Source organism: Limnohabitans sp. DM1 (assembly GCF_001269385.1).
Taxonomy (GTDB): domain Bacteria; phylum Pseudomonadota; class Gammaproteobacteria; order Burkholderiales; family Burkholderiaceae_C; genus Limnohabitans_A.
Window position 1 is genome coordinate 377,535 of record NZ_CXOO01000010.1, and the last position, 25,601, is coordinate 403,135.

General features: G+C 56.7%; 28 protein-coding genes. 6 read left to right on the forward strand and 22 right to left on the reverse strand.

From position 1 onward, the window contains the following. Positions 1-99 precede the first annotated feature (99 nt). Both AMM33_RS03030 and AMM33_RS03035 read left to right on the forward strand, forming a co-directional pair. The gene (locus AMM33_RS03030) at positions 100-729 is read left to right on the forward strand and encodes a 50S ribosomal protein L25/general stress protein Ctc (protein WP_090138622.1); all 630 of its coding nucleotides are present in this window, start codon (positions 100-102) and stop codon (positions 727-729) included. A gap of 198 nt (positions 730-927) precedes the next feature. Beyond that, positions 928-1,911, forward strand: a complete 984-nt coding sequence (locus tag AMM33_RS03035) for a Bug family tripartite tricarboxylate transporter substrate binding protein (protein ID WP_090138624.1) — start codon at positions 928-930, stop codon at positions 1,909-1,911. Between the two features lie 56 nt (positions 1,912-1,967). Here AMM33_RS03035 and AMM33_RS03040 read toward each other — a convergent pair whose 3' ends face one another. From AMM33_RS03040 to AMM33_RS03060, 5 genes are read right to left on the reverse strand one after another with little or no spacing between them, the layout of a single operon-like run. Then, positions 1,968-2,576: an SCO family protein gene (locus tag AMM33_RS03040; protein WP_090138626.1), complete on the reverse strand. Its 609-nt coding sequence runs from the start codon at positions 2,574-2,576 to the stop codon at positions 1,968-1,970. A gap of 10 nt (positions 2,577-2,586) precedes the next feature. Then, positions 2,587-3,483 (reverse strand): heme o synthase, encoded by an 897-nt coding sequence (gene cyoE / locus AMM33_RS03045; protein ID WP_090138628.1) that lies wholly within the window; start codon positions 3,481-3,483, stop codon positions 2,587-2,589. Beyond that, positions 3,480-4,610 (reverse strand): COX15/CtaA family protein, encoded by a 1,131-nt coding sequence (locus AMM33_RS03050; protein ID WP_090138630.1) that lies wholly within the window; start codon positions 4,608-4,610, stop codon positions 3,480-3,482. Before AMM33_RS03050 ends, cyoE begins: the two co-directional genes overlap by 4 nt. Before the next feature lie 3 nt (positions 4,611-4,613). After that, positions 4,614-5,327: a hypothetical protein gene (locus tag AMM33_RS03055; protein ID WP_090138632.1), complete on the reverse strand. Its 714-nt coding sequence runs from the start codon at positions 5,325-5,327 to the stop codon at positions 4,614-4,616. Further along, on the reverse strand, positions 5,278-5,985 hold the full coding sequence (locus AMM33_RS03060) for an SURF1 family protein (RefSeq protein ID WP_369802391.1): 708 nt from the start codon (positions 5,983-5,985) through the stop codon (positions 5,278-5,280). Before AMM33_RS03060 ends, AMM33_RS03055 begins: the two co-directional genes overlap by 50 nt. 50 nt (positions 5,986-6,035) lie before the next feature. Here AMM33_RS03060 and AMM33_RS03065 point away from each other — a divergent pair, with 50 nt between their 5' ends. Then, positions 6,036-6,269, forward strand: coding sequence for a twin transmembrane helix small protein (locus AMM33_RS03065; protein WP_194945194.1), 234 nt, complete (start codon positions 6,036-6,038; stop codon positions 6,267-6,269). A 115-nt stretch (positions 6,270-6,384) separates the two neighbouring features. Here AMM33_RS03065 and AMM33_RS03070 read toward each other — a convergent pair whose 3' ends face one another. The 8 genes from AMM33_RS03070 to AMM33_RS03100 form a co-directional block, all read right to left on the reverse strand. Then, on the reverse strand, positions 6,385-7,266 hold the full coding sequence (locus AMM33_RS03070; RefSeq protein ID WP_090138637.1) for a cytochrome c oxidase subunit 3: 882 nt from the start codon (positions 7,264-7,266) through the stop codon (positions 6,385-6,387). A 44-nt stretch (positions 7,267-7,310) separates the two neighbouring features. Further along, the gene (locus tag AMM33_RS03075; protein ID WP_369802392.1) at positions 7,311-7,496 is read right to left on the reverse strand and encodes a DUF2970 domain-containing protein; all 186 of its coding nucleotides are present in this window, start codon (positions 7,494-7,496) and stop codon (positions 7,311-7,313) included. A 35-nt stretch (positions 7,497-7,531) separates the two neighbouring features. Continuing rightward, positions 7,532-8,161 carry a cytochrome c oxidase assembly protein gene (locus AMM33_RS03080; protein ID WP_090138641.1) on the reverse strand — a complete coding sequence of 210 codons (630 nt, stop codon included), beginning with the start codon at positions 8,159-8,161 and terminating at the stop codon, positions 7,532-7,534. Positions 8,162-8,170: 9 nt separating this feature from the next. Further along, the gene (locus AMM33_RS22330) at positions 8,171-8,281 is read right to left on the reverse strand and encodes a cytochrome oxidase small assembly protein (protein WP_228767913.1); all 111 of its coding nucleotides are present in this window, start codon (positions 8,279-8,281) and stop codon (positions 8,171-8,173) included. 11 nt (positions 8,282-8,292) lie between these two features. Continuing rightward, positions 8,293-9,909, reverse strand: coding sequence for a cytochrome c oxidase subunit I (ctaD, locus tag AMM33_RS03085; RefSeq protein WP_090138643.1), 1,617 nt, complete (start codon positions 9,907-9,909; stop codon positions 8,293-8,295). A 32-nt stretch (positions 9,910-9,941) separates the two neighbouring features. After that, positions 9,942-11,114: a cytochrome c oxidase subunit II gene (coxB, locus tag AMM33_RS03090; protein ID WP_090138645.1), complete on the reverse strand. Its 1,173-nt coding sequence runs from the start codon at positions 11,112-11,114 to the stop codon at positions 9,942-9,944. Positions 11,115-11,192: 78 nt separating this feature from the next. Continuing rightward, positions 11,193-11,669 carry a DUF2244 domain-containing protein gene (locus tag AMM33_RS03095; RefSeq protein WP_090138647.1) on the reverse strand — a complete coding sequence of 159 codons (477 nt, stop codon included), beginning with the start codon at positions 11,667-11,669 and terminating at the stop codon, positions 11,193-11,195. Between the two features lie 95 nt (positions 11,670-11,764). Beyond that, positions 11,765-12,682, reverse strand: coding sequence for a biotin synthase (locus AMM33_RS03100; RefSeq protein WP_090138649.1), 918 nt, complete (start codon positions 12,680-12,682; stop codon positions 11,765-11,767). A 191-nt stretch (positions 12,683-12,873) separates the two neighbouring features. Between AMM33_RS03100 and AMM33_RS03105 the strand changes: the two genes are divergently transcribed. After that, positions 12,874-13,533: a ComF family protein gene (locus AMM33_RS03105; protein ID WP_228767931.1), complete on the forward strand. Its 660-nt coding sequence runs from the start codon at positions 12,874-12,876 to the stop codon at positions 13,531-13,533. A 55-nt stretch (positions 13,534-13,588) separates the two neighbouring features. Beyond that, the gene (trmL, locus tag AMM33_RS03110; protein WP_090138653.1) at positions 13,589-14,083 is read left to right on the forward strand and encodes a tRNA (uridine(34)/cytosine(34)/5-carboxymethylaminomethyluridine(34)-2'-O)-methyltransferase TrmL; all 495 of its coding nucleotides are present in this window, start codon (positions 13,589-13,591) and stop codon (positions 14,081-14,083) included. Here trmL and AMM33_RS03115 read toward each other — a convergent pair. Beyond that, the gene (locus AMM33_RS03115; RefSeq protein WP_090138791.1) at positions 14,074-14,529 is read right to left on the reverse strand and encodes a MaoC family dehydratase; all 456 of its coding nucleotides are present in this window, start codon (positions 14,527-14,529) and stop codon (positions 14,074-14,076) included. The genes trmL and AMM33_RS03115 overlap by 10 nt on opposite strands. A gap of 773 nt (positions 14,530-15,302) precedes the next feature. Between AMM33_RS03115 and AMM33_RS03125 the strand changes: the two genes are divergently transcribed. Beyond that, positions 15,303-17,921 carry a cation-translocating P-type ATPase gene (locus tag AMM33_RS03125; protein ID WP_090138793.1) on the forward strand — a complete coding sequence of 873 codons (2,619 nt, stop codon included), beginning with the start codon at positions 15,303-15,305 and terminating at the stop codon, positions 17,919-17,921. 137 nt (positions 17,922-18,058) lie between these two features. Here AMM33_RS03125 and AMM33_RS03130 read toward each other — a convergent pair whose 3' ends face one another. From AMM33_RS03130 to pstS, 8 genes are all read right to left on the reverse strand, one after another. Continuing rightward, complete coding sequence (locus AMM33_RS03130) at positions 18,059-18,721, reverse strand: sterol desaturase family protein (RefSeq protein WP_228767914.1); 663 nt, start codon at positions 18,719-18,721, stop codon at positions 18,059-18,061. A gap of 325 nt (positions 18,722-19,046) precedes the next feature. Then, complete coding sequence (gene phoR / locus AMM33_RS03135) at positions 19,047-20,402, reverse strand: phosphate regulon sensor histidine kinase PhoR (RefSeq protein ID WP_090138654.1); 1,356 nt, start codon at positions 20,400-20,402, stop codon at positions 19,047-19,049. Positions 20,403-20,415: 13 nt separating this feature from the next. Further along, the gene (phoB, locus tag AMM33_RS03140; protein ID WP_090138656.1) at positions 20,416-21,111 is read right to left on the reverse strand and encodes a phosphate regulon transcriptional regulator PhoB; all 696 of its coding nucleotides are present in this window, start codon (positions 21,109-21,111) and stop codon (positions 20,416-20,418) included. Then, a complete protein-coding gene (gene phoU, locus AMM33_RS03145; protein ID WP_090138658.1) occupies positions 21,108-21,806 on the reverse strand; it encodes a phosphate signaling complex protein PhoU in 699 nt (232 codons plus the stop codon). Before phoU ends, phoB begins: the two co-directional genes overlap by 4 nt. A 14-nt stretch (positions 21,807-21,820) precedes the next feature. Next, a complete protein-coding gene (pstB, locus tag AMM33_RS03150) occupies positions 21,821-22,600 on the reverse strand; it encodes a phosphate ABC transporter ATP-binding protein PstB (protein ID WP_090138660.1) in 780 nt (259 codons plus the stop codon). 19 nt (positions 22,601-22,619) lie between these two features. Beyond that, positions 22,620-23,513, reverse strand: coding sequence for a phosphate ABC transporter permease PstA (pstA, locus tag AMM33_RS03155; protein WP_255350665.1), 894 nt, complete (start codon positions 23,511-23,513; stop codon positions 22,620-22,622). After that, positions 23,482-24,468: a phosphate ABC transporter permease subunit PstC gene (pstC, locus tag AMM33_RS03160; RefSeq protein ID WP_090138794.1), complete on the reverse strand. Its 987-nt coding sequence runs from the start codon at positions 24,466-24,468 to the stop codon at positions 23,482-23,484. Before pstC ends, pstA begins: the two co-directional genes overlap by 32 nt. Positions 24,469-24,581: 113 nt before the next feature. Then, positions 24,582-25,601, reverse strand: a complete 1,020-nt coding sequence (gene pstS / locus AMM33_RS03165; protein ID WP_090138664.1) for a phosphate ABC transporter substrate-binding protein PstS — start codon at positions 25,599-25,601, stop codon at positions 24,582-24,584.

The following is a 25,601-nucleotide window of genomic DNA, read 5'->3' on the forward strand; positions in this document are numbered from 1 at the left end:
CCACTTCGGGCAATCAGCGGCCTGCCACCCAATTGGTCCGGCAGGCTTTTTTTAGTCAGGGCATCACTGGTCGCGGTGAGTCCTTTGATGGAGTAAGTTATGAAATTCGTCGCTTTTGAGCGTTCCAAGCAGGGCACGGGTGCGAGCCGCCGTCTCCGCAATTCCGGCCGTACGCCTGGCATCGTTTACGGTTCCACATCGGCCCCTCAACTGATCGAGCTGGACCACAATGCTTTGTGGCACGCCTTGAAAAAAGAAGCTTTTCACGCTTCGATCCTCGAAATGGAATTCAACGGTCAATCCAGCCAGGTTTTGCTGCGTGACTATCAAATGCACCCCTACAAGCAGTTGGTACAGCACATTGATTTTCAGCGTGTCGACGCCAACACCACTTTGCACATGAAAGTGCCATTGCACTTCAGTGGCGAAGAAGAGTCTGAAGCCGTCAAGACCGACAAGTGCCTGATCAACCACGTCGTGACTGAAATCGAAGTGGCTTGCTTGCCCGCCAACTTGCCTGAATTCATTGCAGTCGATCTGAAGGGCCTGACCAAGGGCGTTTCCCTGCATTTGAACGACATTACTTTGCCCGCGGGTTGCAAAGCCATCACCCATGGCAAAAAGAACCCCGTTCTGGTTTCTGTGGTGGCCCCTGTTGAAGAGGTCGTGGTGGCACCTGTTGCTGCACCTGCTGCTGATGCCAAAGGCAAGGGTAAAGGCAAGAAGTAATTTCTTTCAGCCTGACGTCTTGGCCAATTTGGCCTGATAGCAAAAAGCCCGCTTTGCGGGCTTTTTGCATATACAAGCAAGATTTGTTGCGCCGCCCTTAGTGCTACTGGGCATTTTTTTCCGCTGACAGGTTCTATGAACTGCGAAAATTCGCAGTCAATGTTCATCAATTGAACTTCAATCATGTCTGGAACTCGAATGAATAACTCTTTATCACGCAGAGTCATCCTTGGTCTTTTGGCCCTCAGCGCCTCCTCCTGGAGTCAAAGCCAAACTGCTAAGGCATCATGGCCTGAACATGCTGTCAAATTGATCGTCGGTTTTCCAGCGGGATCCAGTCCTGATTTGACTGCGCGGGCATTGGCCGAACCGCTGGCCAAAGCTTTGGGCCAGAACGTCATTGTGGAAAACAAGGTGGGCGCGGGCGGCAACATCGCCGCCGACTTCGTCGCGAAATCCACCGATGGCCACACCTTGGGTCTGATGATCAACGGCAACATGACGATTGCCCGCATCCTGAACCCCAAGGTGCCTTATGACCCCCTCAAGGACCTCGCCCCCATCAGCCTGATCGGCAAAGCGCCTTTGGTGCTGACCGTGCCTGCCAGCGCCCCCGGTGAGACTGCAGCAGAGTGGTTGAGCCAAGCCAAAAAGGCGGGCGACAAACTCAGCTATGCATCGCCCGGTGTCGGCACCGTCGCGCACTTGGGCATGGAACTGCTCAAAACCAAAGCCGGCATTGCCCCTGTCCATGTGCCCTACCCCGGCAACCCGCAAATCATCAACGCCATGTTGGGTGGCCAGGTTCAGCTGGCTTTGCTGCCTCCGGCCATGGCGGCCGCCCAGGTGCGCGGTGGCAAGCTGCGGGCCATTGGGGCTTCGAGCACCGGGCGCAGCCCTGTCGCGGCCGAAGTGCCGAGCTTGAGTGAAATCGGGGTAAAGGATTACCAACTCGAAATCTGGAACGCGGTGGCCGCGCCCTCATCAATGCCTGCGGCTGTGAGCAGCAAGCTGTCGGCCGTGATCAGCGAGATTGTCCGTGCCCCCGAGATTCGTGAGCGTTTGTTCCAGCAAGGCTGGCAAGTCGTGGGTTCCTCGCCCGAAGGCTTGCGCAACCGGATTGAGTCGGACACGAAAGCGCTGGGCGACATCATCCGCAGCCAGAAAATCGAAGTGAATTGAAACCCTGAAGCTGGCCCTGAAGCGGCGTGTTCAGCCCCGGGCCCTGAGGCCCAGAGTCACTTGCCGCTGAGCAAAATCTTCACGTCGGCGGCCAGCGCCTCGGCACCGCTGGCGTGGCGGTTGTAAAGCCGAATGCGGCCTTGCGGGTCAAAGGTGAAGCTGCCCGCCGAGTGGTCCATGGTGTAGCTGGTGGGAGTTTTGCCTTCGACCTTTTTGTAATAGATCTTGAAGTCCTTGGTCACCTTAGGCAACTGCTCGGCTGTAGGGCGCAAGGCCACAAAGTCTGACCCAAAATTGGCCATGTAGGCCTTGAGCAATTCGGGTGTGTCGCGCTCAGGGTCCACTGTGATGAAGATACCCTGGAGCTTTACCCCATCGGCACCCAGCAACTGTTTGGCCTGGGCCATTTCTTGCAAAGCGGTGGGGCAGACGTCGGGACATTGGGTGAAACCGAAAAACACCACCACGGCCTTGCCTGCAAAGTCCTTCAAGGTACGCACCTGGCCGTCTTGGTCACTCAGCTCCCAGCCTTGGGCGTAGTCAGCCCCGGTAATGTCCACGCCGCGAAAGGCTGGTTTGTCTTCGCCGCAGCCACTCAAGCCCCACACCGCCCCTGCCAAACCCAAGGCCAGGGCCGCTCTTGTCCAAACTCTGCGTTGCAACATGTCTAGGGCCTCAAAAAATGTAGTGGTCGAGAAGCAAAGCGGCAAACAAGGCGCTCAGGTGAATCAAGGAAAAACGGAAAGTCTTGCGAGCCAACTCGTCCGAATACACACGGTACAAGGCCACCGCATAGCCGATGAACCCGATGCTCAGCACCACCGCGGCGGCCAGGTAAAGCCAGGAGCTCATGCCGTAGACAAAGGGCATCAGGCAGGACGCCATCAACACGATGGTGTAGAGCAAGATCTGCAGACGGGTGAACTCATTGCCGTGCGTCACGGGCAACATGGGCAACCCCGATTTGCGGTAGTCCTCGACCCGATACAGCGCCAGCGCCCAAAAGTGCGGCGGGGTCCACAGGAAAATGATCAGGAACAGGATCAGGGCCTCAGGACCTACCTGACCCGTCATCGCAGCCCAACCCAGCACCGGGGGCATGGCCCCGCTGGCCCCGCCGATCACGATGTTCTGTGGCGTGAGTGGCTTCAAGATCACGGTGTAGATGATGGCGTAGCCCACAAAGGTGGCAAAGGTGAGCCACATGGTGAGCGGGTTGACCAACACGTACAACACCGCCGAGCCCAAGGCGCAAAGCACCGCAGAGAACAGCAAGGCCTGCTGGTCACTCAACTCGCCTTTGGCGGTGGGCCGCCAGGCAGTGCGCTTCATTTTCGAATCGATGGTTTTTTCGACCAGGCAGTTGAAAGCCGCAGCGGCGCCGGCCACCAACCAGATGCCAATGCAAGCCCACAGACCCAGCTTCAACTCGGCCAGGCTGGGCACACCGGGCACGGCCAGCACCATGCCGATCAAAGCACAAAAAACGATCAATTGAACCACGCGCGGTTTGGTCAACGCGTAGTACTGTTGCCAGGCAGTCAAAGGCAAACGGGCGGTGGCGACGGTCATTCGGCAAGCTTATTGGAAAAGAGAACAGGCCCTGAATTATCAGCCCGGCTGACACTCAAGGCCCAGGTCAGGGTCAAGGCCATGGCAGCGGCCCCGCCAGTGTGCATCACGGCGGCCAGCAAGGGCCAGCCAAGCACCACATTGCTCAAGCCGGTGGCAAACTGCAAAGCGCACAGGCCAAGCAACCAACGCCCGGCCACAGCCAAGCCCGGCTGGAGCCGCAAACGCCAGCCCACCCACAGCAGCACCGCCAACACCAGCCAAGCGGCCGAGCGGTGCACAAAATGGATCGATGCCAGCGCTGAGAAAGGCAAGAGCTCACCGCTTGGGGTGTAACCCAGCTCACGCCAGAGGCCAAAGCCTTGCCAATTCATCTCGGGCACCCACTGGCCATGGCAGGTGGGGAAATCAGGACACGCCAAAACGGCGTAATTGGTGCTGACCCAGCCCCCCAAGGCAATTTGCAGCCACAGCAAAACAAAGCCTGCCCACAAACCCGTGCGCAATGGCGACGGCAAGGCCCGTGAGCCTGGGCCGTCATAACGAACGGCTTGCGCCATCAACAAAACCAACAATCCAATGCCGCCCATCAGGTGCAATGTGACGATGGCCGGAAACAGTTTCATGGTCACCGTGAGTGCGCCGAACGCCCCTTGCATGCAGACCCACACCAAAGTCAAGGTGGGCAACCAAGGGCTGACCTCTCGGCTTTGACGTCGCAGCCACCATGTCATGGCGACCAAAGTGAGGATCAGGACGCCGACCCCCGTGGCCAAATAACGGTGAACCATTTCGATCCAGGCCTTGCTCTTGGTGACTGGCCCGGTGGGCATGGCGGTCTCGGCGGCCTTGATTTCAGCTTTGGCACCGATGGGCGTGGCGCTGCCGTAGCAGCCCGGCCAATCGGGGCACCCCAGGCCGGAGTCGGTCAGCCGGGTAAAGGCCCCGAACAGCACCAGATCGAAGGTCAGGAACAAGGTGATCAGGGTCAGGGCCTTGAGCCGTCCTGATGGGGAGGCACTGCGTTGACGCCACAGCCACCAGCCCAAGGGCAATGCGGACACCGCCAAGCCTACGGCCATGAGCTCCAAAATGGGCTCTAGGTTGTACAGGTCAACTTCGGTCATGCCTCAGCGCCCAGCATTGTCCCAAGACGAGGAGGCCTTGAGCAACCGCTCAAGGTCGCGTTTGGCTTTGGAGGCACTAGGCACATCCATGTTGGCCGGGAAACGCATCATGAAGTTGCCCATCGGATCAATGACGTACAAATGGTCTTGCAACTGCTGGCCCTGAGCCGGGCTGATCCAGCTTTGCACCGTGGCCGTGTTCAGGCGCAGCACGTGCGCCATGTTCAAAGCGGGCAAGAGGCCGGGGGCTACAGGGGCGTCGTCTGTGACCAACCAGACACGGTCGAGGCGGTCCTTTTCGCGACCCAGAATTTCACGCAACTGTCTCTGGAAATAGAGGTTTTGCTGGCAACGCTCGGCGCAATCGCCCGACGCCACAGTCACCAGCAACCACTGGCCTTTGAGGCTGGCCAGCATGACCGGTTCGCCCTGCAGGTTTTTGGCACTGACCTGGGGCATGTCTTTTTGCGGCTGGATCAGCTCGCCATAGACACGACGGCCTTCGGGGCGAATGACGTAGTAGGTGAAGTAAGAGGCAATGACCGGAGAAGCGCAGACCAACATCATGGCGATCATCTTCCAGCGGCCCACGCGGGTGCGCTGGGCATCGGCTTGCACCACAGCACCGGGGCTGGGCATGTCGTGCACCGTCATGGCCAGGGGGCTGTCAGGCAGGTCGTTTTTGGCGGCGGGGTTGGACAATTTGGAACCAGACATAAAGTAATGCGATCAGACCACTCAGGCCAAACCATTGGAAAGCGTAACCGTGGTGTTTTTCAACGCCACTGGCCACCACAGGCCATTCGCGCAACAGGCCTTCAGAGGGCCCGCCCGACTGGAGCAAGGTGACTTCGAGTACCTTCAAACCCGTTTCTTGCCGGTAGGCAGTCAGATCAAGATTTTGCCGTATCGGGCCCGTCTCGGCACCGCCAAAGTCATAGAGCCTTGATGGCCATGGGGCCAAATGCCCTTGCACCTGAACCAAGCCTTCTGCCGTTTGAACTGGGGGCAATGCATTGCGTTCAGTGAAAGAGCGCTGAGCCCAGCCGCGCTGCACCACGAGGACCTCGCCAGAGCCGTCGATCTGCAAAGGCGTGAGCACAAAAAAGCCGGGCTTGGCATTCATCTGTCGATTGTCCAGGTAGACCGTGTAGTTGGGCAGCCATCGACCGGTCACGACCATGCGGCGGTAAAGCAACTCGCTGCGCAACAACACGTCTTCAGAACTCCCCTTCAATGTTCGGCCATCCAACATATCTTTGCGCGACTGCGCCGTTCGAGCATCCTGGAGAGCGGTTTTTTCACTGGCGCGGCCGAGCTGCCACAACCCCAGCGAAAAAGTGATGGCCACACCCACAGCGGTTAACGCCAGCACGATCCATCTTTTCCAGTGAAGGGGTTTGTCAGTCATTGGATAATGTGTCCATGAAAATTCTTGTCGCCATCGCGTTTCTCGCCATTTTGGTCAGTCTGGGTTCGGCCCTGATGTACATGATGCGGGGCAGCACCCCGCCCGCCGAGGGCCAAGCGCCCAAAAAAGGCAACATGGCCACCGCGCTGGCTTTTCGTGTCGGCTTTTCCATTGTCCTCTTCATCTGCGTTCTGGTGTCTTGGAAAATGGGCTGGATCCAGCCGACAGGTATCCCGCCAGGGGCCTGATCAATGCTTCGATTTTTGTGGTGACCCTTACTCGATTTCATTTGGTATTTTCGCGTCATCCTTGCCCAACAAAAAAGCGCCCTTGGGCGCTTTTTTGTTGGGGCCAAGGGCAGGCTTACATCCAATACACGAGGATGTACAAACCCAGCCAGACCACGTCCACAAAGTGCCAGTACCAAGCTGCACCTTCAAAACCAAAATGACGGTCTTTGGTGAAGTGGCCTTTTTGTAAACGCAGGGTGATGAACAAGAGCATCAACATGCCCACGAACACGTGAAAGCCGTGAAAACCCGTCAGCATGTAGAAGGTGGAGCCATAAATACCAGAAGACAATTTGAGGTTCAGGTCACCCCAAGCATGGGCGTACTCATAACCTTGAACGAACAAGAAAGTCAAACCCAAAATCACCGTCATCCACATGTACATGATGGTTTTGCTTCGATTGCCTACTTGCAGTGCATGGTGAGCAATGGTCAAAGTCACGCCTGATGTCAACAACAATGCGGTGTTGATGGTAGGCAACCAGAAGGGTCCCATGGTTTGAAAGGGCTCGACGAAACCGGCTGGCGAAGTGGTCGCACCGGGCACCACGCTGGGCCATGCGGCTTTGAAGTCAGGCCAAAGCAATGCGTTTTCCAGGCTACCGAGCGCAGGAATCGAATGTGAACGGGCCCACCACAGTGCGGTGAAGAATGCGCCAAAGAACATCACCTCAGAGAAGATGAACCAGGTCATGCTCCAACGGTAGGACAAGTCGATTTTGCGACCGTACATGCCGTTCTCACTTTCGTGCACGGCCTCGGAGAACCACTGGTACAAGACAATCAACCACCAGGCCATACCGAAGAACAGGCAATACATGCCCCATTCGACGCCATTGATCCATTGGCCTGCGCCCAGGATGACGAAGAACAAGCCAATGGCCGACATGACCGGGTGGCGTGACTCGTGCGGAACATAGTAGTAAGGCGTGCTGCCGTGTGCTGCTGAACTCATGGGGACTCCTGCTCTCTCTTCTATCGAAATCTTATTTTTGGCGATTAAAGGCCGGTGGGCTGAACCACGACCCAGTTGACCAGGGCCATCAGCCCCAGAACAAACAACAATGCCGCAACAATGGCCACACCAACGATGTGGAACGGGTTGAGTTTTTCAAGGTCTTGTTGGTAGTCGGCATTCTTGCGGAGGCCGACAAAGGACCAAAGAACAGCCTGAATGGTGCGCAACCAGGACGTTTTGGAAACGGGCATCTCAGGCGTGGTCATGATCCCCAACCTGTCTTGAGCGGCAAGGGCTGAACAACAGCCGCCAAAGGCGCTGTCGGGGCAGCCGGTGTTTTACCGCCCACCTCAAAGAAGGTGTAGGACAGAGTGATGGTGGTCACGTCTTTCGACAACTTGGGGTCGATCACAAAGGCGACGGGCCAGGATTTTTTCTCGCCGGGCTCCAGGGTGTACTGGTTGAAACAGAAACACTCGAGCTTGTTGAAATGGTTGGCCGCATTGCGTGGTGCATAGCTGGGAATGGCTTGAGCAGCCATGCGGCGATTTTGTACATTCTGGAACTCGTACATCACAGTGCTGAGTTCGCCAGGATGCACCTGCATGGACCGCTTCTCGGGCTTGAACTCCCAAGGGCCACGCACATTGGCGTCGAACTCGACGGTGATGGTGCGGGTGGTATCAACCTGGCTATTGCGCAACACCTCAGCGGCTTTACCCGCCTTGGCATTGCCCGGGACCTGGCTCTCGGAAATTGACAGGATGTTGATGCCTGTGATTTCGCAAATCGCCTTGTAAATAGGCACCAGCGCATAACCGAAGCAGAACATGCCCGCGGTCACCACCGCCAGCTTGCCCACCATCTTCAGGTTTTCACCACGCAGGTTCATCACACTCTTTCAGGGGTTGAGGATCAGCAACTTGGCCACAAAACCGAGCAGCACGGCAAGTGCCACCGAGGCCAGGATCAGGCCCAAGCGCACATTGCTTTTTCTTTGTTCAGGTGTCATGGCCATGGCAATCAACCAATCACGCGGGTCGCGGTTGCGTCCAGCTTGGGTGGGTTTTCAAAGGTATGGAAAGGTGCTGGCGAGGGCACTTCCCACTCCAGGCCTTCGGCCGCTTCCCAAGGCTTTTGGGGAGCTTTTTCACCTTTGCCCATCATCGCAGGCAGGACGACGAACAAGAAGAAATAGACCTGGGCAAAGCCGAAGAAGAAGGCACCGACCGAGGCGATCATGTTGAAGTCTGTGAACTGCATGGGGTAGTCGGCGTAGCGACGGGGCATACCGGCCAGACCCAGGAAGTGCATCGGGAAGAATGTGATGTTGAAGGAGATCAGCGACCACCAGAAGTGGATCTTGCCGCGTGTTTCGTTGTACATCACACCGGTCCACTTGGGAATCCAGTAGTAAACACCTGCGAACAGGGCAAACAGCGAACCCGCCACCAACACGTAGTGGAAGTGGGCCACCACGTAATAGGTGTCTTGCAGTTGGATGTCGATCGGGGCCATGGCCAGGATCAGACCGGTGAAACCACCCATGGTGAACACGAAAATGAAGCCCACAGCAAACAGCATGGGAGTTTCAAAGGTCATGGAGCCACGCCACATGGTGGCGATCCAGTTGAAGATCTTCACGGCGGTGGGCACAGCGATCAGCATCGTGGCGTACATGAAGAACAGCTGGCCTGTGACTGGCATGCCAGTGGTGAACATGTGGTGAGCCCACACAATGAACGACAGGATGGCAATCGACGATGTGGCATACACCATGGAGGCGTAGCCGAACAGCTTCTTGCGGGCAAAGGCAGGCACGATCTGGCTGATGATGCCGAAGGCCGGCAAGATCATGATGTACACCTCGGGGTGACCGAAGAACCAGAAGATGTGCTGGTACATGACCGGGTCACCACCACCAGCGGGGTTAAAGAAGCTGGTGCCGAAATGACGGTCTGTCAGGGTCATGGTGATCGCGCCAGCCAACACAGGCATCACGGCGATCAGCAGGTAAGCGGTGATCAACCATGTCCAGGCAAACATGGGCATCTTCATCAAGGTCATGCCAGGAGCGCGCATGTTGAGGATGGTCACGATGATGTTGATCGAACCCATGATGGACGAGGCACCCAGGATGTGCATGGCAAAAATACCAGCGTCCATCGATGGACCCATTTGCAGAGTCAAAGGTGCGTACAAGGTCCAACCTGCAGCAGGTGCGCCACCGGGCATGAAAAACGAACCGACCAACATGGCGCCAGCAGGAATCATCAGCCAGAAGCTGAAGTTGTTCATGCGGGCAAAGGCCATGTCAGAGGCGCCAATTTGCAAAGGCAGCATCCAGTTCGCAAAGCCCACAAAGGCCGGCATGATCGCGCCGAACACCATGATGATGCCGTGCATGGTGGTGAATTGATTGAACAACTCAGGGTTGACCACTTGAAGGCCAGGTTGGAACAGCTCAGCACGAATGCCCAGCGCCAACACACCGCCGATCATGAGCATGGCGAAGCTGAACAACAGGTACAAAGTACCAATGTCTTTGTGGTTGGTGGCATACACCCAACGACGCCAGCCCGCAGGCGCGTGACCGTGGTCGTCATGGGCGTGATCGTGATGGTCTAGAACGGCACTCATCTTGATTTCCTTTGATTTGAATACGGTACGGCTTATTTGCGAGCGGCCAAAACTTCAGCCGGTTGCACGATTTGCCCGGTCTTGTTGGACCAGTTGTTTTTAGTGTAGGTAATCACAGCAGCGATTTCGGTGTCCGACAACTGCTTCCATGCGGGCATGGCGCCATTGTTTTGGCCGTTGAGCATCACTGCGATTTGCTTGGACTTGTCGGCATCCAGGACGATAGCAGAGCCATCCACCGCCTTGATGGCACCAGCGCCCTTGCCATTGGCTTGGTGGCAAGCCGCGCAATTGGCTGCATAGACTTTTTCACCACGCTTGGACAAATCATCCAAGGCCCAGACCTTGGCAGGATCATCCGCTTTGGCCGCTTGTTTTTTCTTCTCGGCGTCCACCCAGGCGGCATAGTCGGGGGCTGACAAAACCTTCACATGAATGGGCATGTAAGCATGCTCTTTGCCACACAACTCAGCGCATTGACCGTAGAAATCGCCAGTTTTTTCAGCACGGAACCAAGTGTCACGCACAAAACCGGGGATCGCATCTTGTTTGATACCAAAGGCAGGAACCATGAAGGCGTGGATCACGTCGTTGGCGGTGGTGATGACACGCACTTTTTGGCCAACAGGCACAACCAATGGGTTGTCAACTTTGAGCAGGTAGTTGTCGCCTTCAGGCTTGCCGGCGTCAGACATGGCACGCTGCGAAGAATCCAGCGTGGAGATGTAACTCAGGCCCTCACCCTCGCCTTTGATGTAGTCGTAACCCCATTTCCACTGATAGCCCGTGACCTTGACGGTCAGGTCGGCATTGGTGGTATCTTTTTGGGCCACCAACACTTTGGTGGCAGGCAATGCCATCAAGATCACAATCAGGAAGGGAACAGCTGTCCAAACAATCTCCACTGTCACCGATTCGGTGAAGGTGGCAGGCTTGTGGCCGACTGATTTGCGGTGCTTCCAGATGGAATAGAACATGACTGCAAAAACAGCAATGAACACCACCGTGCAGATGATCAACATCATCCAGTGCAGCCAGTGCTGCTCTTCGGCAATTTTGGTCACTGGCGCTGCAAAATTGAGCTGATTGACGGCAGGTCCGCCCGGCAAATCATTGACCGCAAAAGCCGCTGTGGTTGCCCACGCGCCAGCAAAAATGCCCGCGCGGGATAGCAGCGTAGCCAATTGGTTGGAAATATTCTTCATGGTTCTCACTAACTTCCAAGACACTGTTGAACTCACACCTCAGGCAAACTAGGCCAAGCCCTGCTTACCCCCAAAGCATCACGCTGAACGCAATGCCTTTCTAATTTCTCGCGCCAACATTTGACGCAATTCAGGGCGCACAAAACGCCCCACCTCCATTGAACGCCCCTGGCCCGATAGCTCAATCAGACTGTGGTCGCCAGATTTTGGCTCGACTCTGACCCATTGACGAACAAATTCTGCTCGCTCCATACGGCCGGCAGATTCTTTTTCCACCACCAGCTTTGTGCTGTGCAGTGAAATCCTCTCGCCGTCGGTTGCATGTCTGGCGTAGATCAAAAATGCAACACCCACCACAACAACTTCAAACCCGGCAAAAACCAACACCAAAGTTGCACCTTGAAACCAGAAAACCCCCCCTATCCCCAAGGAAACCAAGCACAGCGAGAAATACAACCACGCCAACTGGGAAGGGGTAATCGAACAATTGCGACGAAGCTGCCAATGAAGAACAGATTCAGACTCTTGCGCGAACTGGTAGGTGGGATTTGACACGTGTTAACTTTCGCTGAGCTAACGGGCTTTTCAGCACGCTCTGAAGCCAAATTCGGCCGGATTTTACCTGAGTTACGAGGGGGTTTTGATTCATCTCAAACTTTGTCAGAGATATGCAACTGTCCACGCAACATTTGACGCATTTGATCCAAACCAATTTCTGTAAGAGGTGCAACCTTCATGCGAATTGGCGGTTTGATGGCATGTCCATAGACGATTTCGAAAGTCAATGACAAACGCCCGCCCGCCTCAGGCTTGGCCAAAGTCATCAGAACGTCTGAGAGCTGCCGATACCAAAGGCGCCCACGCAATCCTTCAAAGCGTTTCACGCTCAAGTTTCGTCCCAAACCACGCAACTCAGCCAACAATTTCTCGGGCGTTTCAAAGGTCAGCGTTATACGCTCCATGTCCATAACAGGTTCTGAAAAACCCGTTTGCACCAACATGTCGCCCCAATCGTGCATATCTGTGAACTCATGCGCTGGTGCGTGCCACCCCCGCTGCGCAAAGGCATCGCGCAATTCCCGCAAAGTGTCTGGTCCCAAGCAAGAAAACATCAAAAAACCATCGACAGCGAGTATTCGATACCAAGCTTCGATCAGACTTTTGGGTTGAGCGCATGTGTGTAACTGCATGTTGGCCCACAACATCTGGGATTGTCCGTCCGGCGGCATGCCCACCTGAACCTTCGATCCCCACCAGCGCAAGGGATGCCACCATGGACTTTGCAGCGCCTTTTGAACTGCGCGGGCTTTGGCAGCTTGTTCACAGTGGATCAAGGCTTTCGCGCTGGGATACCGCTGCTGCAAGTGCTTATGGGCATTCAAACCGCCACGCAAGGGCTCCCAATGAACCCATTGCTCTGGCATCAACTTGATGTAATCAAGCCGCTCCTGCATGCGTGCCGCCACCTCTTCGTGCAGCCAAGGCGATGCAATCACCGGATCAGGGTATGCCGACCAACGTGCCGCAGCAACAGGGTCAAGTGAAGGGGGGCATTCAGATTCAGACATGGCCAAGGGGTCGAAAGCTTTGAAAATACAACATGCTGCACACGCACTGGGATGATTGAAGTGGGCTTGTCGTCAGGGGGTGGCGGCAGTATATTGATTTCATGTGGTCCAAGTTATTCAGAGGGGAAAAGTCATGGTTGGCCTCGCGCAGGCCAGACAGCGCTTGGGCATGGTTACCCAGCCGCTGCGCGGTGTGCCGCAGTTGGCCGCATGCCCCTTTGTGTGACACTTGCATCAGTCGTTTTGCCCCACCGCTTCATCGCTGCAGAACTTGTGCATTGCCCATGCCTACCCAGATGGCCGACATCTGCGGCGTTTGCCTGAAGTTGCCTCCTCCATTGGATGCCTGCCTTTGCGCCACGTCCTATATCTGGCCATGGCGCGATTTGATTGCCCATCTCAAATTTCACCAGCAACCCGGCTGGGCAGGGCCGTTGGCCACACTGATGATGAGTGCCCCATGGGTGGAGGACACTCTAGAAGCTGCCGACTGGGTGCTTCCTGTACCCTTGTCGGCCCAACGGCTGGCAGAGCGGGGCTACAACCAGGCCTTGCTGCTGGCGAACAAACTCAGCCCCGAAAAAACCGATGCGCAGTTGCTGCTGCGCACCCGCCACACCCCTGCTCAGCGCACCCTACCCAGAGCGGAGCGCCTGAGCAACCTGCATGGTGCTTTTGCCGTCGAGCCTTTGCGAGTCCATGACATCCGGGGAAAAAGGGTGGTTTTGATCGATGACGTGATGACCAGCGGGGCTTCCCTGCACACCGCAGCACGGGTACTGAGACAAGCTGGTGCCACCCACATCAGCGCCATTGTGCTGGCCCGCACCGCAGCCGACAGTGAAGGCTGAACCACGGCAAACAGCGTGGGACTCGTTCCTCAGGCCCCAAGGCACAATACCGGCCATGTTCCATATCGTCCTCGTCGAACCCGAAATTCCGCCCAACACGGGTAATGTCATCCGCCTGGCGGCCAACACCGGCTGCACGCTGCATTTGATCGAACCGCTGGGTTTTTCCATGGACGACAAGCACATGCGGCGTGCCGGACTGGATTACCACGAATACGCCGCCTTGCGCCGCCATGCGAACTGGCCCGCCTTTCTGGACAGCGAACGCCCCGCCGCAGACCGGATGTTTGCACTGACCACCAAGGGCAGCAAAACGGCTCACACCGTGGCCTTTGAGCCTGGAGATTGGCTAGTCTTTGGCGCCGAAACCCGGGGCCTGGCTCCAGAACTGCGCGAACAATTTCCGCTGAACCAGCGCATCAAACTGCCCATGCGCGAAGGCCAGCGCAGCCTCAATCTATCGAACGCCGTGGCAGTGACCGTCTTCGAAGCCTGGCGGCAAAACGGTTTTGGCGGGGCCAGTCTGACCCCATCCAGCCATCAGGCGTAAAGGCGCACCAGGGATTCGGCCACGCAAACGGGCTTGTCACTGCCCTCGCGCTGGATCGAGACATTCCACTGCAGCTGCAAGCCATTGCCCTCCAAAGGCGTGGCTGAATGCAAATGCAAATGCGCCCGCAAACGGCTGCCCACCGGAACAGGGGCCATGAAACGCACCTTGTTCAGGCCGTAATTGACCCCCATGCGCGCCTCGGTCACCACGATGGTCTTGTCAAAAAACTGGGACAGCAGCGACAAGGTCAAAAAGCCATGGGCAATCGGCGCACCAAACGGGCCTTGTTTGGCCCGCTCGACGTCGACGTGAATCCACTGGTGGTCACCCGTTGCCTGCGCAAACTGGTTGACCTGCTCCTGCGTGATCTCGATCCATTCAGAAGCCGTGACATCCTGGCCGACACAAGCGGCCAAATCGGCCAAAGTATTGAAGGTTTTCATGCCGTCGACTGTAGACAGGCTGACCGGCTCGGGCTGTCCAGGCTGTGACAGCGGCCCCTGATCCTGCCCCGAAGACATGGCCTGAAGCTGTTGCCGCAATTGCACCAACTCTTCACGGTAATGGGTCGCATCGCCGTAATCCACAAAGCCATGGTAGTAAGGGTGGGCATGCAAAACCCGGCGGGCATGCTTGATCGGACACCAGTACTGCTCGGTCAAACCCACCACCTCGCGGCCATAGGCCAACAAACCGTTGCCATACGAGCAGTACGCACAATTGATCTTCTCCAGAACGTTCAAGTAGGCCAGATGCGTGCGGTCAAACACAAAATAGTCTGAGCGCTTGACGCGCGCCATCCCGTACAGCGGAAAGCACACCCACTGGTACAGGGTGATGAACGCATCCAGCACCAACATGGGCACAAGCACCGGGTAGATGAAGGGCACGCTCAGCAGATGCCGCCAGTCCGCCGTCAGGATGTAGCGCAGCACACCCTGCTTGAAACGCCGCTGCTGCGCCACGACCTCTTTTTCAAACTTCACCTTGCGCTCTTCAAAGTCCACCTGCAGCTGCTGCCTGCGCTGAGCGAACTCATCCTCAATCTGCATCTCCAGCTGGTGGATCCGCTCCAGAAATTCTTGAATCTTGGTATTCATGATCGTCCTTTGACAGCCACAGGGGGCTTGCAGCTGAAGCGACAGACATTGGGCTGGACATGACATGCGTCAAATCTGACCCCAAAAAACCAGGCACAGTGCTCAAACAGCACACCATGACAGCAAACCACATTAACACTCTTGACGGGCTGACGACAGCGCAAGCCGCACAAAAGCTGCTGCAAGACGGCCCCAACGACATCGAGCAAGCCAAGGTGCGACCGATCTGGCGCCGTTTGATCGACATGCTGCGCCAGCCCATGTTTGCACTGCTGGTCACTGCCGCCCTCCTCTACATCGTGCTGGGCGATCTGACCGAAGGCCTGACACTGAGCGTATTTGTGCTGGCAGTGCTGGTACTGACCTTCTACCAGGAAGGCAAATCAGAAAAATCCATCCAGGCCTTGCGCCAGTTGACCCAAGCCAATGCACAGGTGGTGCGCTCAGGCCAGACCCTCGAAATCCCCGCACGCGAGGTGGTGATCGGGGACTGGCTGCTGATCTCTGAAGGCGATCGTGTCGCTGCAGACGGCCAACTGCTGAGCGCCAACAACCTGCAAATCGACGAATCCATGCTCACGGGCGAATCCGTGCCCGTGAGCAAGCAAGCCCACACCAGCGACACGCCTGCCAACAGCGAAAACACCGTGCAAGCGGGCACCTTCATCGTGCGAGGACAGGGCGTGGCACGGGTCACCGCCACCGGCCAGCGCAGCCAGGTCGGCCAAATTGGCCAGAGCCTGAACCAGCTCATGGTCGACACCACCCCCCTGCAACAACAAACTGCACGCCTGATCAAAGTACTGGCCAGCATCGTCTTGGTCTTATGCCTGGTCATGGTGCTCACGCTGGGCTGGCGCACCGGGCAATGGATACCCGCCATCCTCTCCGGCATCGCTCTGGCCATGGCCACACTGCCCGAAGAATATGCCGTGGTGCTCACCATCTTTCCGGCCATGGGCGCACACCGCTTGACCCAAGCCGGTGTGTTGACCCGGCGCATCCAAGCCATCGAAACCCTTGGCGCGATCAGTGTGCTATGCACCGACAAGACCGGCACCCTGACCCAAAACCGCATGACCGTGACCGCGCTGGCCGTGAAGACACAAAACGCTGCCACCGGCGCCAGCCTCCTCACCTGGCATGCAGGCGCCCCCACTTTGAGCGAAGAGTTCCACACCCTGGTGGAACACGCCATTCTGGCCAGCGCTCCGGAGCCCTTTGACCCCATGGAGGCGGCCTTCCATGCCCTGGGTCAAAAGCATCTGGCCGCGACCGACCACCTGCACGCCGATTGGGAACTGGTGCAAACCTACGCCCTGAGCCCCCAACTGAAAGCCATGTCACACGTCTGGCAAATGAACGATGGCCCCGACCGGACGGTGTCGGCCAAAGGCGCGCCAGAAGCCATGATGGCTTTGTGCCACCTCCAGGACGCTGAGCGGAAAACCTGGTCAGCTCAGGTCGAGCGCATGGCCGCACAAGGCTTGCGCGTGCTGGCCGTAGCCCAAAGCCGCTTTGCGGGCAACGACTGGCCCGAAAGCGCCCACGGCTTTCATTTCGAATGGCTGGGCCTGATCGGTTTGACCGACCCCTTGCGTCCAGAAATTCACCAGGCCGTGGCCGAATGCCAGTCGGCCGGTATCCGCGTCATCATGATCACCGGCGACTACCCCGCCACCGCCCAGGAGATTGCCCGCCAGGCGGGACTGCCTGAAGGCGAGACCCTCAGTGGCGACACCCTAGACAGTCTGAGTGACCCGCAATTGCAAGCCCAGCTGGCGCAAGTGACGGTATGCGCTCGCATCTCGCCCCATCAAAAACTGCGCATCGTGCAGGCCCTGCAAGCCGCTGGCGAAGTGGTCGCCATGACCGGCGACGGCGTGAACGACGCCCCCGCCCTCCAAGCCGCCCATGTGGGCGTTGCCATGGGCGCGCGCGGCACCGACGTGGCCCGCGAAGCCGCCGACCTGGTGCTGGTGGACGACAACTTTGCCTCCATCGTGCGCGGCATCCGGGTGGGTCGGCGCATCTTTGGCAATCTGCAAAAGTCCATGCACTACATCTTTGCCATCCACATCCCGATTGCAGGCATTGCGCTTGTGCCCATGCTCATGGGCTGGCCCCCCATGATGCTGCCGCTGCATGTGGCGCTGATGGAAATGGTGATTGATCCGGCCTGCTCCATCGCTTTTGAAAACGAACCTGCGGATGCCCAAGTGATGCAACGCCCGCCACGCGACACCACCGCCCCCTTGTTTGGCGCCAGCGCCATTGCCCTGGCGATGGCGCAAGGCCTGTGCGTGCTGGCCAGCGTGGCCTTGACGTATTTTTTGGCCCAAAAAGGGCTGGGCGCCTGGGTCTCTGACGGGGTAGCCCAACTGGGATGGTCACCACTTGACCCCGCGCAAACCCGCGCCATGGTCTTCGTCACCTTGGTGGTCGGCAATGCCGCCCTGATCCTGAGCAACCGTGCCCAAGGCGGCGCATTTTGGGCCAGCTTGCGCGTACCCAACCCCACCGCTTATGCCGTCATAGGCTTGGCATTGGGTTTTTTGATGGTGGCCATTTACTGGCCCTGGCTGGCGGGGCCGCTGCAATTCAAAGCACCCCCCATGCCAGCGCTGTGGGTGGCCATCGGTTCGGGGCTGTTGAGTTTGGCCAACGTGAGCTTGTTGCAGTGGGCATTTGCAACAAAGCATGAGACCGACCTACAACGACCAGATCGTCAGTAAGGCCCCCCGGAAATTTGCAGGGGCCTCAGCCGTCATACGCGGTCAATTCAAACCTGCGGACTCTTACCCTCGAGTCCCTCATACACACTGCCGCCGAACTTCAAGGCCATTTGCTCGCACCGCGACTACAGCCAGTCCTACCACATCTGGTGGTACCAGAGCTCCTGACCAAACAACTTGTCATCGATCAAGCCCACCTGATCAGGGTAAGGGCGTGTGATGTGCGCACTGCCCAACAAAATGTCCCAGAAAAACAGCAGGTTCCCAAAGTTGTCCTTGCAATGCCCCACGCCATCGGCATTGGTGATGGCGTGGTGTGCCCAATGCGTGGCCGGAGTCGAGATGGTGCGCTCCAGCACCCACATGAGGGGGTGCAAGGCACGGATGCGGTAAAGCGGTTCATCCCAGCGCCAGGCGCAATGCGCCCCCAGGATGACCAACAGTTTCACCACAATATAAAGCGCATACACCATGCCGCCAAAGCCCAGGTACAGCAAGGCACGGGCAAACCACAAGCCGGGCATCAGCAGGTAATCAAAGAGATTGTTGCGGAACATCACCCGAATGCTCATGTATTCGGCTGAGTGGTGCGCCCTGTGCAAAGGCCACAGAAATGAGGTGTGTGACAGCCGGTGCCACGAGTACTGCGTCATGCCATCCACCAGCAGCAAGATGCCGATCATGGCCCACCAAGGCAGATCGGACAAAGCGCCCTTGAATTCAGGCGCCCACACAGCGCCCAATTTGGAGGTCACGAAAATCGCCAAATGCTGCGTCACCGCCAACAGACTCAAGAACATCAACGCCTCCAGCTTGGAGTCATTGCCCGTGGCGTGCACGTTTTTTTGCTAGCGACGGCCCACCCACTGCAACTTGGCAAATCCCAGAATGATGCAAAGCACCAGGGCGTTTGTATCTGCACAGCAGTCATTGATCGGCCTCCATCTCCAAATGTCCAACCGCCCAGACATCAGGTTCCGGAGTCATTCCAAAGATATCCAACTAACAGCCTCTGCGATTCGAGGAAATACCCTGTCATTCATCAAAACCGCCACACAGCCATCGTGTTCATTGAAATCAAATTCACGACTGGTCAATCCCCAGAAAGGGCAGAACATCTTCATTTCAGAGCGACACGGAAGAAGTCTCACCATCCATGTATTCCATCCGGCTGGCAGGAAACACCAGCATGAACGTCGAACCCACGCCCACCTGGCTTTCAATGCGCAACTCGCCGCCATGACGCTGCGCCACATGTTTGGCGATGGCCAGCCCCAAGCCGGTGCCCCCCGTCTCCCGAGAACGGCTGCGATCTACGCGGTAAAAACGCTCGGACAATCTTGGCAAATGCTCTGGCGCGATGCCCGGCCCTGTATCGGTGACCGAAAAGGTGACCCAGTCGGTATTGCGCGACCATTTCACATGAATCCGACCACCGGCAGGTGTGTAGCGCACGGCATTGCTCACCAGATTCGAAATGGCACTCAGCAGTTCGGATCGAACGCCCAGAAAAATCCAGGCGGGCGCAGGCTCAAAGACCAGTTCATGAACCGGTCCACGTTCTTCACCCTCATGTCCTGACAAAACAGCCGACAAAGCGCTGGCATCCGAAAAGACCTGCGCCATCAATTCGGGCACAGGCGTTTTTTCATGTTTGCCGGGCGGCAGACTGCCTTCCAGTTGCGACAAGGTGAGCAAATCGGCTACCAGACTTTGCATGCGCTCAGCCTGAACCGACATCAAATGCAAATAGCTTTGTCGCTCTTCTTCAGCCAAAGGAATGGTCTGCAGGGTTTCCACAAAGCCACTGAGCACCGTCAATGGCGTTCGTATTTCATGCGACACATTGGCCACAAAGTCACGTCGCATGGCATCGGCCAAGCTCACCGATGTGATGTCCCGGGTCATCAACAATTGCTGCCCCTCGCCAAAGGCATACAAATGAACTGACAATTTCACATGTTGTGACAGTGAATTCGATCGGCCTTCAATCAAGACTTCGCTGTCATGCGCATCTTGCGCAAAGTATTTGGAAAACACGGGATCACGCACCAGGTGGACCACATGCTGCAACAAGTCACGCTGGGCATCCAGGCCCAGATGTTTGGCCGCCATGTCGTTGCACCACTCGATACGCCCTTGGTCGTCGAGCAATGTCACGCCGTCCGGCGAAGCCTGTATGGCTTCCAAAAACCGCTGCAAGCGGTGACGCGCCACCGCGACCTGTTTCTCGCGTTGCACCAACAAGCGCTGAATTCGTTGAACAATTTCAGCCCAAATGCCACGCCATCGACCGTCGGCCAACAAGTCCGTGCCTGACAACCAACGCGCCATGCGCTGCAACTGCCAGAGATTGCGCATGTGTGCGAACACCACCACGCACAAAGCCGACAGCAAAGCGGGGAAAAGCCCCGCAAAAATCCAGACAGGCACGGCCACCACCAGCGCCCAAAACATCAGCCCAAAAAGCGACAACAACATGGCGCAAACAACCTCAGGCCAAGGGTGAAGCCGTCAGGCGATAGCCCGCACCGCGAACCGTCTCAATCATGCTGCCCGCATCACCCAGCGACTCGCGCAAGCGTTTGACATGCACATCCACGGTGCGCTCTTCGATGTATACATGATCGCCCCAAATTTTGTCCAGCAGCATGCCCCGGGTGTGCACACGTTCGGGGTGGCGCATCAGGTACTGCAAGAGCTTGAACTCGGTTGGCCCCACTTTGAGGGGTTTGTCTTGCCAACTCACCCGGTAAGTGTCGCAGTCGAGTTGCAAATCGGCCACTTTGACCATGCCACCCGCTGATTCAGGCACACGCCTGCGCAACACCGCACGAATACGCGCCAGCAATTCGCGCGGAGAAAATGGCTTGACGATGTAGTCATCGGCCCCTGCATCCAAACCCGCCACGCGGTCAGCCTCGTCGCCACGAGCGGTCAGCATCAAAATGGGCACAGCCTTGGTGCGAGCTGCAGAGCGCCAGCGTCTTGCCAGTGCCAAGCCGCTTTCGCCAGGCAGCATCCAGTCCAGCAAGATCACATCGGGCAAAATTTCGTCCAACTCGCGCTGCGCCGATTCAGCATCCATGGCCCAGACGGGCTGAAATCCGTTGTGCCGCAAATTCACCGAAATCAATTCAGCGATGGGCGGTTCATCTTCAACGATCAGGATTCGAGGAAGGCTTCTCATCGCACCGCTTTTTCAATCTCTGCCAGGGCTGTGTGACGAACATCAGCGCCCTTGACCACATAAATCACAAACTCTGCAATGTTCTTGGCGTGGTCGCCAATGCGCTCAATGGCTTTGGCCACAAAGAGCAAGTCCAAACTGGCCGAGATGGTGCGCGGGTCTTCCATCATGTAAGTGACCAGCTTGCGCACAAAGCCATTGAACTCAGCGTCAATCAAGTCATCTTCTTTGAGGATGCTCAAGGCGGTGTTCACATCCAGTCGCGCAAATGCGTCCAGCGCCTTGCGCAGCAAACCGGAGGCCAGATCAGACGCAATGCGCAATTCAGACGAAGGCAAATTGCGCGGACTGCCTTGATCCAGGATTTGCTTGACCATGCGCGCGATCCGCTCGGCTTCGTCACCCGCACGCTCGAGGTTGCCCGTGATTTTGGAAATGGCCATGAGCAACCGCAAATCACGGGCTGTAGGCTGGCGCCGCGCAATGATCGAAGCCAGCTCCGCGTCAATTTCCACTTCGAGAATATTGACTTGCTTTTCTGAGGCAATCACTTGATCGGCCACCTCAGAGCTGAACTGGGCCAGCGCATAAACGGCATGTCGGGTCTGGGATTCGACCAGCCCCCCCAATTCCAGCACGCGTGAAGACACGCTGGTCAGGTCGGCATCAAATTGGCTTGAAATGTGTTTTTCCATGGAGCTTCTCCTGATCAGCCGAATCGGCCGGTGATGTAGTCTTCTGTCTCTTGGCGTGCGGGTTTCATGAAAATTTGTTCAGTTTGACCAAACTCCACCAACTCACCCAAGTACATGTAAGCCGTGAAGTCAGACACGCGCGCAGCTTGCTGCATGTTGTGCGTGACGATGGCCACGGTGTAGTCTTTTTTCAATTCACTGACCAGTTCTTCAACCTTGGCTGTCGAGATAGGATCGAGTGCAGAGGTCGGCTCGTCCAGCAAGATGACCTTGGGCTTGACCGCCACGGTGCGTGCGATGCACAGGCGTTGTTGTTGACCGCCGGACAGTGACAAACCGCTTTGGCCCAGCTTGTCTTTGACTTCGTTCCAAATCGCGGCCTTGCTCAAAGCCCACTCCACCCGCTCGTCCATGTCTGCACGGCCGAGGTTTTCATACAAACGAATGCCAAAGGCGATGTTGTCGTAGATGGACATGGGAAATGGCGTTGGCTTTTGAAACACCATGCCGACCTGAGCGCGAAGCAAGTTCAAATCCTGCTTGGAATCCAGAATGTTCTGACCATAAAAATTGATCTCGCCCTCTGCGCGCTGACCGGGATACAGACTGTACATGCGGTTGAGCGTTCGAAGCAAAGTGGATTTGCCGCAGCCCGAGGGGCCAATGAAGGCCGTGACCTTGTGCTCAGCGATGTCCAGGTTGACGTTTTTCAGGCCTTTGAAGGTGCCGTAATAAAAGCTGAGGTTGCGAATTTCAATCGCATTTTTCAACGGAAGTGAAGAGGTGTTTGGCATATAGAACCTTGTCGATCATTCAGGCTTTGACTTTTTCGCGGAAGAAAACGCGAGCCAAAATATTCAGGACCAGCACCGTCAGGGTGATCAGCAATGCGCCACCCCAGGCCAGTCGGACCCAGTTGTCATAGGGGCTCATGGCGAATTGAAAAATCACCACGGGCAAGTTGGCCATGGGGGAATTCATGTCCCATGAGAAGAACTGGTTGTTCAGCGCTGTAAAAAGCAGCGGTGCAGTTTCACCACTGATGCGGGCCAGCGCCAGGAGCAGACCCGTCATGACGCCTGCCTTTGCCGCACGCAAGGTGACAAAGGTGGCCACTTTCCAACGGGGTGCGCCCAGTGCAAAAGCCGCCTCACGCAAAGAGCCGGGCACCAGGCGCAACATGTTTTCAGTGGTACGCACCACCACAGGAATGGCGATCAGTGCCAAGGCCAAAGAACCGGCCCAACCCGAAAAATGTTTGACCTGCGCCACCAAAATGGCATAGACAAAAAGACCCAGCACGATGGAGGGCGCGGACAACATGATGTCGGTCACAAAACGGGTTAATTCGGCTGTCTTGCTCTCGTCGCCGTATTCAGCCAGGTAAACACCGGCAAAAATGCCAATAGGTGTGCTGACGAGTGCCGTGACCAGCACCATCATGAGACTCCCCACAATGGCGTTGGCCAAGCCACCCCCTTCAGAGCCGGGGGCAGGCGTGGATTCCGTAAACATGGCCCAGTTGATGGCTGAAATGCCATTTTTGAACAGAATGAACAAAATCCACAAAAGGACAAACAGGCCCAGCATCATGGCCATCATGGACAAAGTCAGTCCAATTTGGTTGACGCGCTTGCGTCGGGCATAAAGGTTGAGGTTCATGGCGTTGTTCTTTTCAGGTCTTGGTGCCTTTGGCTTTTTCTGCACGGTTGATCATGAGTTTGGCGGCGGCCAACACCACAAAAGTGATCACGAACAGCAAAAAGCCCAGCGCAAACAGGGTGCTCAAATGAAAGTCATCGGCTTCCCCAAACTCGTTGGCCAGTGTGGAGGCAATGGACGTACCGGGTGAAAACAATGAAGCGCTGATGCGCTGCGAATTACCGATCACAAAGGTCACGGCCATGGTCTCACCCAAGGCGCGCCCCATGCCCAGCATGATGCCGCCGATCACGCCTTTTTGGGTGTAGGGCAACACAATGTGGCGAACCACCTCCCAGGTGGTGCAGCCCAGGCCATAAGCCGACTCGCGCAAGATGGGCGGCACGATCTCGAACACATCACGCATCACAGCGGCGATGAAGGGCAAAATCATGAACGCCAAAATGATGCCTGCAGCCAAAATGCCGATACCGTTCATGGCCCCCCCAAAAAACGGGCCGATCAAAGGCATTTGACCCAGGGTGGACTGCAGCGCAGGCTGACCGTATTCGGCAAACAGCGGTGCAAAAATGAACAAGCCAAACATGCCGTAAATGATGGATGGCACTGCCGCCAGCAATTCAATGGCTGTGCCCAGTGGGCGGCGCAAAGCGGTCGGACAGGTTTCAGTCAGAAACAGGGCAATGCCAAATGACAAGGGCACAGCAATCACCAGCGCAATCAGCGCACTGACCACGGTGCCAAAAATCGCAATCGCGGCACCGAATTCACCGTTGATGATGTCCCACTCCACACGCCAGATAAAGCCGACACCAAATTTGGCAAATGAGGGCCAGGCATTGATGAGCAAAGAAACGATGATGCCCATCAAGGCAAACAAGACCAGCAGGGAAAAACCCAAAGTGATCTTGTGAAAGAAAAAATCCTGAATTCGTTGGCGCTTGACGACTGCCATCATGTTGGCTGGTGTCGCACTGTCTGCCGCGGCCATCGTGTTCATGCTGTGTTCCTTGAGGCTAGCGCCTTGTTGTTGTTTTTCAAGAACATGCCCCGGCATCTGGAGATGTCGGGGCATGGTAGGTCAGGTGCCGTCAATGACTGCACAGACAAGCATCAATTCTTGATTTGTGTCCAGACGCGCTCGCGAATCTGCTTGGTCAAAGCATCCGGCAACGCCACATAGTCCAACTCGCCCGCCATGGTTTTGCCTTTGGAAAAAGCCCAGTCAAAGAACTTGAGCGCATCTTTGGACAAGGCTTTATCGGTAGGCTCTTTGTACATCAAGATGAACGAAGCCGTGCTGACAGGCCAGGCGGTGGCGCCCTTGGCATTCACCATCGACACGCCCATGCCCGGCACGCTGAACCAGTCAGCACCTGCTGCCGCAGCCGCAAAAGTCAAATCATCGGGGCTCACATACTTGCCGTCGGCATTTTGCAGCTGCAAGAAATTCATGTTGTTTTTCTTGACGTAGGCGTATTCCACGTAACCAATAGCGCCCTTGACGCGGTTCACATTGGCAGCAACGCCTTCGTTGCCCTTGCCACCGACCGACGAAGCCGCAGGCCACTTGACGGCAGCGCCTTTACCCACGGTGTCAGCCCACTCTTTGCTGACTGCGGTCAGGTAATCGGTCCAGTTGAAAGTTGTACCCGAGCCGTCCGCACGGTGTACCACAGTGATGGCTTGATCTGGCAATTTTTTACCGGGGTTCAAAGCGACAAACTTGGGATCGTTCCACTTGCTGATCTTGCCCATGAACATTTCAGCCATGACAGGGCCGGTGATGCGCAGCTCGCCGGGCTTGAACCCTTCCAGATTCACCACAGGTACCGTGCCGCCAATGATGGCTGGAAACTGAACCATGCCGTCTTTGTCCAGGTCAGCACCAGGAACAGGCGCATCCGTAGCGCCAAAGGTCACCGTTTTGGCGCGGATCTGGCGAATGCCGCCCGACGATCCAATGGATTGGTAATTCAAACCAATGCCGGTTTCTTTTTTGTAGGCCTCAGCCCATTTGGCGTACATGGGGTAAGGAAAAGTAGCGCCTGCGCCGGTGATGTCGGCGGCCCAAGTGGTCGCTGCGACGATGCTCAGGCCAATGGCCGCGATGACTGATTTCATTTTCAACAT